Origin of the sequence: uncultured Arenimonas sp. (assembly GCF_963976025.1) — a bacterium.
Lineage (GTDB): Bacteria > Pseudomonadota > Gammaproteobacteria > Xanthomonadales > Xanthomonadaceae > Arenimonas.
The window spans coordinates 1-6,812 of sequence record NZ_CAXBJS010000146.1 but is presented as its reverse complement, the minus strand read 5'-3'; the positions used below and the strand labels follow the sequence as shown (position 1 = coordinate 6,812).

8 protein-coding genes are annotated in these 6,812 nt (G+C 68.5%); all 8 read right to left on the bottom strand.

Features of this window, described 5'->3' with window-relative positions; translation table 11 throughout:
- The coding region (locus AACZ35_RS11020) for an NTP transferase domain-containing protein (RefSeq protein WP_339829185.1) at nt 1-426 on the bottom strand (426 nt) is incomplete at its 3' end.
- Nucleotides 423-1,823 (bottom strand): ribosome biogenesis GTPase Der, encoded by a 1,401-nt coding sequence (gene der, locus AACZ35_RS11015; RefSeq protein WP_339829183.1) that lies wholly within the window; start codon nt 1,821-1,823, stop codon nt 423-425. The genes der and AACZ35_RS11020, both read right to left, overlap by 4 nt.
- Nucleotides 1,824-1,858: 35 nt before the next feature.
- Nucleotides 1,859-3,082, bottom strand: coding sequence for an outer membrane protein assembly factor BamB (gene bamB / locus AACZ35_RS11010; RefSeq protein ID WP_339829181.1), 1,224 nt, complete (start codon nt 3,080-3,082; stop codon nt 1,859-1,861).
- Nucleotides 3,083-3,086: 4 nt separating this feature from the next.
- The gene (locus tag AACZ35_RS11005; protein ID WP_339829179.1) at nt 3,087-3,737 is read right to left on the bottom strand and encodes a tetratricopeptide repeat protein; all 651 of its coding nucleotides are present in this window, start codon (nt 3,735-3,737) and stop codon (nt 3,087-3,089) included.
- A gap of 68 nt (nt 3,738-3,805) precedes the next feature.
- The gene (locus AACZ35_RS11000) at nt 3,806-4,666 is read right to left on the bottom strand and encodes a RodZ domain-containing protein (protein ID WP_339829176.1); all 861 of its coding nucleotides are present in this window, start codon (nt 4,664-4,666) and stop codon (nt 3,806-3,808) included.
- The gene (pilW, locus tag AACZ35_RS10995; protein ID WP_339829173.1) at nt 4,663-5,436 is read right to left on the bottom strand and encodes a type IV pilus biogenesis/stability protein PilW; all 774 of its coding nucleotides are present in this window, start codon (nt 5,434-5,436) and stop codon (nt 4,663-4,665) included. Before pilW ends, AACZ35_RS11000 begins: the two co-directional genes overlap by 4 nt.
- Nucleotides 5,426-6,526 carry a 23S rRNA (adenine(2503)-C(2))-methyltransferase RlmN gene (gene rlmN / locus AACZ35_RS10990; RefSeq protein WP_339829187.1) on the bottom strand — a complete coding sequence of 367 codons (1,101 nt, stop codon included), beginning with the start codon at nt 6,524-6,526 and terminating at the stop codon, nt 5,426-5,428. The genes pilW and rlmN overlap by 11 nt, the downstream gene beginning before the upstream one ends.
- Before the next feature lie 59 nt (nt 6,527-6,585).
- A partial coding sequence (locus AACZ35_RS10985) for a nucleoside-diphosphate kinase (RefSeq protein ID WP_339829170.1) occupies nt 6,586-6,812 on the bottom strand: 227 nt, incomplete at its 5' end.

Below are 6,812 nucleotides of genomic sequence, written 5' to 3'. Positions count from 1 at the left end.
GATGGCGGCCGGCCACAGGCCCAGCAGGGGCTGCAAGCCGCCGGCATCCCGCAGCCAGGCGCCTTGCGGCGATGCCAGCTGCGCAAGCCGGTCGAACAGGTTTTCCGGCAGGTCGTAGACATCCACCGGCAGCACCAGCAGCCAGGGCGTACGGCAGGCGGTGGCCAGCGCTTCCAGGCCGGCCAGCGGGCCCGGCTGCCCGGGGCGGAGGTCCTGCACGCAGGTGAATTCGCGTTTGACCCAGCGCGGATCGGGCGTTCGTACGCTGGCGAGCCGTTGGCCGAAGGCCATGTTCCCGAGTTCCTCCAGCAGGGCGTCGAGCGCCGGCTTGCCCCTGCGCGGCAGCCAGGCCTTGTCCCGACCACCGACGCGTTCGCCGCGTCCTCCGGCCAGCAGGCCCAGGGTGACGTCGGCGCCTGCGATCACTTCCCGCGCTTGACGTGCCGCATCAGGCGGCGCTTGGCCTTGATCTGCCGGTCGCTGAGCGGGTTCTTCTTGCCCTCGTAGGGGTTTTCGCCTTCCTTGAAGATGAAACGAACCGGCGTGCCGACCAGCTTGAAGCGCTTGCGGAAGAAGTTTTCCAGATAACGCCGGTAGCTTTCGCTGAGCACGCGCAGGCGGGTGCCGTGCACGATGAAGGTCGGCGGGTTGGCGCCACCCGGGTGGCAATAGCGCAGCTTCGAGACGTGCCCGCGCACGGCCGGCGGCGGGAAGCTCTGGTAGGCGATTTCCAGCGCCTTGGTGACTTCCGAGGTGCTGAATTCCCTGGTCGCCGAGGCGTGCGCACGGTGGATGGCGCGGAAGAGTTCGCGCATGCCGGTGCCGTGCAGCGCCGAAATGGGCAGGCGTTCGGCCCACTCGCAGAACGACAGCTTGCGCACCAGCATGCCTTCGGTCTGCTCGCGCTGGTACTTGCTCTGCCCGTCCCACTTGTTGACGGCGATCACCAGCGCCTTGCCGGCCTGCAGGATGAGGCCCAGCACGGTGGCGTCCTGTTCGGTCACGCCTTCGCCGGCGTCGAGCAGCACCACCGCCACCTGGCAGTTTTCGATGGCCTGCAGGGTCTTGAAGACGGAGAACTTTTCGACCGCCTCTTCCACCTTCGAGCGCCGGCGCAGGCCGGCGGTGTCGATCAGGCGGTAGTCGCGGCCGTCGCGGGTCAGGTCCGCCGCGATCGAATCGCGGGTGGTGCCGGGCACGTCGGAGGCGATCATGCGCTCCTCGCCCAGCAGGCGGTTCACCAGCGTCGACTTGCCGACGTTGGGACGGCCCAGGAAGGCGATGCGGATGCGATGCGGGTCGTCGGCCAGCACCGCGGCGTCGCCGTCTTCGGGCAGCTCCGGGATGACCTGTTCAAGCAGTTCGGGCACGCCGCGCTGGTGGGCCGCGGCCACCGGGATGACCTTCTCGACGCCGTAGCGTGCGAATTCGGCCAGCACCGGCGACAGCTCCAGGCCGTCGACCTTGTTGATGACCAGGAAAAAACGGCGGCCGGTCTTGCGCAGCCAGGCCAGGATGGCGTCGTCGACGGCCGAGGGGCCTTCGCGGCCATCGACCACGAACAGCACCAGGTCGGCTTCTTCCACGGCGGCGCGGGCCTGGCGTGCGGTGGCGCCGGCCAGGCCTTCTTCGTCGCCCGAAAGGCCGCCGGTGTCGCACAGGCCGAAGGGCCGGTCTTCGACCAGCCGGCAAAATCCATAGTGGCGATCCCGGGTGACCCCGGGTTCGTCGTGCACGAGCGCGTCACGGCTGCGCGTCAACGCATTGAACAGCGTTGACTTGCCGACGTTGGGACGGCCCACGAGAGCAACCAATGGCAACACGCGGAACTCTCCCGTGGATTACGTCGCGCGGCTTCTTATTGAGCCGGCGACGGGTAAGCGGACAGGCGACCCTCGGCGTCCAGCACGATCAGCGTGCCGGTCGGGGTGACCTGGGGGGTGCCGCGGATCGGCGCCTTGCCGGCGCGGTCGCGGCCAACGATGACGCCGTCGTCGCTGCGCAGCCAGTGCACGTACCCGTCGAGGTCACCCACCACCAGGTAGCTGCCCTGGATGGCCGGCGTGGTCAGCCAGCGGCGGGCCAGGGCTTCCTGGCGCCACAGGGCCGAACCGGTGTTGCGGTCCAGCGCCCAGACGGTGCCGGCGGGGTCGGACAGCACCACGCGGTCGCCCAGCAGGGCCAGGCCGGAATAACCGCCGGTGTCGCGGTTCCACAGCGGGCGGCCGTTCTGGGTCGAGATGGCCATGGTCTGGCCGGCGTAGCTGGTGGCGTAAAGCTCGGAGAAGCCCAGGGCAAGTTCGCCGTCGACGTCGGCCATGCGGTCGAGGTCGTTGCGGCCTTCGGATTCGGCGATCAGCTGGGTCCAGGCGACCAGGCCGTCGTTGATGCGCAGGGCGACGACGGTGCCGTCGTCGTAGCCCAGGTAGGCCAGCTGGCCGTCGCTGACCGGCGCGCCGTTGCCACGCACGCTGAGCGCAGGGATGCCGCGGTCGAACACCCACTTGCGGGTGCCGTCGGCCGGGTCCAGGCCAAAGGTGCGGCCGTCGTTGCTGCGCACGATGATGCGGTCGGGGGTGATCAGCGGCGCGGCGATCACCTCGGAGGTGACCTTGGTGCGCCAGCGCTCGGCGCCGGTTTCGGCGTCCAGGGCGACCACTTCGCCGTTGCGGCCACCGGCCACGACCATGCCGTTGCCCGCGGCCGGACCGCCGCTGAGGCCACCGTCGATGGACTTGCGGCGCCAGAAGAACAGGCGGCTGCCTTCCTTGCGGGTCGGCGCGACTTCCGAATCCCAGAGCACGTCGCCGCTGTTGGCGTTGATCGCCAGCACGCGGCCTTCGTCGTTGGACACGTACAGGCGGTCGCCTTCGATGGCGGGGCGCTGGCGCAGGCCCAGGCTGGCGTTTTCATCGCCAAGCTTGCGCGACCAGGCCTTGTTGACGGCGATCGGGCTGGCGATCTCGACCAGTTCGGCCGGATCGGTGGCCTTGTTCTTGTCGTCGCCGAACCAGCCCTTGAGGGTGGTGCAGCCCGTGGTGGACGCCAGCAGTGCGGCGATGATCAGGGTACGACGCAGCATGCGCTCAGGCCTCCGGGGAATCGGGCAGGCGGCCGCCGGCCGCGGTGAACTTCATTTCGACGATGCCGCGGGTCGGCGACGCCAGGTCAAGCGCGGCCAGGGACTGTTCGTAGGCCTCGCGGGCCTTTTCACGGTTGCCAAGCGCCAGCTCGGCGTCGCCGCGCAGCTCGCCGGCCACGCCGGGGTAGCTGGGCAGCGGATTCGCGTCGAGGCGCTTGATGACGTCTTCGTGCCTGCCCAGGCCGGCCAGCAGGCGCATCGCGCGCAGCTGCACCAGCTCGGCCAGGGCCGGGTCGAGGTGTTCGGGCGACACCGCGTCGAGCTTGGCCAGGGCTTCTTCGGCCTTGTCCTCGGCCTGCAGGCGCTGCGCTTCATTGAGCGCGACCAGGGCAACGTAGGGCGTTTCCGGGTGGTTCTGGACCAGGGCCTGGGCGTGGGCCAGGGCCTTGTCGGTCTGCTCGCCTTCGGCGGCGCGGCTGTAGGCCAGGAACTCGGCCGCGGCCTCGACCTTGCGCACTTCGCCCTGGTTCTGCCACCACTGCCAGCCACCCAGGGCCGCCAGGCCCAGGGCAACGCCGGTGATCAGGGAAGAGCCGTTGTTCTTGAGCCAGGCGCGAACGCGTTCGCCCTGTTCGTATTCGTCAATCTGGTCCATGGATCACTTCTTCTGGCCCGCGCGCGGACGGCGCGGGCAGTGGGTCGGGTGGCCGGGGCGCCGGTGGATTACCGGGCAGGCTCGGGTTCGCCGCCAGAGGATACCGTAAAGCGGGCGACGTTCGCCGCGCGGAAGGGTTCGAGGTTCACCGGGCGGCCATCGTGCAGCACTTCCACGGCGGCGGCGTTGCCCAGCGTGATGTAGCCCACTTCCCCGTCGGCGTAACGGCGTTCGGCGCCGGCGTCGAGCAGTGCGCGCTCGAGCCGGCGACCCTGCGGGTCGTTCACTTCCAGCCAGCTCTGGCCGCTGAAACGAAGCACCAGACCGTCCTGGCCGGCAACGGCGGCGGGAACTTCGGGCGTCGGGGCCTTGTTCGGGACCGGGGCCATGGAGGCCATCACCGGTTCCGGACTGGCCGGCTCGACGGAGGGGGCTGGCAGGGCGACGGTGCCGGCGGGATCCTGGGCGGACCCAAGCGCGGGCAGCACGGAAGCATCGGGTTCAAGCGTGAGCGAAAGCGGTCGGTCGGCGTTCTGGTAGTGCCGGGCCACCAGCACCACGGGCACCACCAGCACGGCGGTCATCACCAGGTACACGACGTTGCGCAGGGACTTGTCCAGGGTGCGACGCAGGCGCGAGCGCGAGGTCATCGGCACCAGGGCCGGCGTCGGGGCCGGCGCGACCACGGGCTGCAGCAGTTCCTGCGGCAGGTCGAGCAGGCGCAGGTAGCTGCCCAGGTAGCTGCGCACGTAGATCGGCGCGCCCAGGCGCTGCCAGTCCTCGCGCTCCATGGCCTCGATGATGGCCACCGGCAGGCGCAGCTGCTGGCCCGCCTGCTCCTGGCTCAGGCCGCATTTTTCACGGGCCGCGCGCAGGCGCTGGCCAATGGGATCTTCGAACAAACCTTCCTGCCGGCCTTCGGTACTCATGACTGCGGAGAATCCTCCCTGGCGGTTGGCGTGTAATCGGGAAAGCCCTGCCGCAGACGGGTGCGGTAGCGCTCGGCGGCGGCGCGGTCGCCGGCGCCTTCTTCGATGGCGATGGCAAGCTCGAGCAGCTCGGCGCCGACTTCGGCCACCGCCTCGCGGCGCTGGAAGAAGGCACGGGCGCCCATGAAATTACCCTGCCGGTATTGCAGGCGTGCCATCTGTTCAAGCAGGGCGGCGTTCTTGGGCTCAAGATCCAGGCCCTTGCGCAGGGCGATCTCGGCCCGGTCAAGCCGGCCACCCAGCACGGAGCAGCGGCCGGCGTTGTAATACGCCTGCGCCTTGGCTTCGTAGAAAGGGTCGAGCGCCGCGCGCGCGAACATCGCGTCGGCTTCGTCGTACTGCTGTTGTTCGCACAGCCAGGCGCCGTAGGCATTGAGCACGTGGCCGGAATCGGGCGCCAGCTTGGCGGCGCGGGCGAAGTGTTCGCCGGCGCGGGTCTTGTCGTCCAGAGCCTGGCGGATCATGCCCAACACCACCTGGACATCGGCCGAATCCGGGTCGTTGCGCATGGCGCGCTGGGCGCGGTCCAGGGCGACGTCGTACTTGCCGGCCGCCAGGTAGTTCTGCGCCAGCTGCAGGTTGGCCATGCCCTTGTTGCTCATCTCCGGCTGGGCCTTGGTGGCGCGCGTGGCACCACCGGTGCCGGCACAGCCTGCCAGGGCCAGCGCCAGTGCGCCGGCGAAGAGGAACGGGAACGACTTACGCTGCATCGGAAACCCCCTGTTGTTCGAGCTTGCGCTTGAATTCCGACTGGCGGCGCGTGCGGTCCATGACCTGGCCCTTGAGCTGGCCACAGGCCGCATCGATGTCGTCGCCGCGGGTACGCCGGACCATGGCGAGCACGCCGGCGTCGAGCAGGATCTTCTGGAAAGCGCGGATTTCCGTTTCGCCGCTGCGCTCGAAGCGCGTGCCGGGGAAGGGGTTGAACGGGATCAGGTTGACCTTGCCCGCGTCCGCGTACTGCATCTTGTTGGAAAACGACTTCATCAGCTTCGCCAGTTCGCGGGCGGTGGCCGGGGAATCGTTGACGCCCTTCATCAGGGTGTATTCGAAGGTGATCGAGTCGCCCTTCTTCTTGCGCTGCAGGTAGCGCACGCAGGCGTCCATCAGCTCGGCCACGGGGTACTTCTTGTTGAGCGGAATGAGCTCGGTGCGAAGTTCATCGTTGGGCGCGTGCAGCGACACGGCCAGGGCCACGTCGGACTCGACGGCCAGGCGGTCGATCATCGGCACCAGGCCCGAGGTGGACAGGGTGACGCGTTTGTTGGCCAGGCCGAAACCGAGGTCGTCGCGCATGATGCTCATGGCGCGCACGACGTTGTCGAAGTTCAGCAGCGGCTCGCCCATTCCCATCATCACCACGTTGGTGAGCTTGCGGTTGAGATGGGTCTTGTTGCCCAGGTGTTTGGACGCGACCCAGACCTGGCCGATGATTTCGGCGGTACTGAGGTTGCGGTTGAAGCCCTGGGTGGCGGTGGAACAGAACTGGCAGTTCAGGCCGCAGCCGACCTGGCTGGACACGCACAGCGTGCCGCGGCCCTTGTCGGGGATGAACACCGCCTCGATGGCGTTGCCGGCGTCCATGCCCAGCAGCCACTTGTGGGTACCGTCCGCCGACGGCTTGTCGAAAAGCACGTTCGGCGGGCGGATTTCAGCGACCGCCTCGAGCTTGGCGCGAAGCACCTTGCCCACGTCGGTCATCTGTTCGAAGTCGGTGACGTGCTGGTGGTAGATCCACTTCATCACCTGGTGGGCGCGGAAGCGCTTCTCGCCGAGGATGTCGGCGAAGAAGTGCTCCATGCCCTCGCGATCGAGGTCGAGCAGGTTGGTCTTGGCGGCGGCCTCGGTCACGGCATCAATCAACGCGGGCAGAGCTCGGTGGCGCTGAAGAAGTACGCGGTTTCGATCGCGGCGTTCTCCAGGCTGTCGGAACCGTGCACGGCATTGGCGTCGATGGTTTCGGCGAAGTCGGCGCGGATGGTGCCCGGCGCGGCTTCCTTCGGATTGGTGGCGCCCATCAGGTCGCGGTTCTTGGCGACGGCGTTGTCACCTTCGAGCACCTGGATCATCACCGGACCCGAGGTCA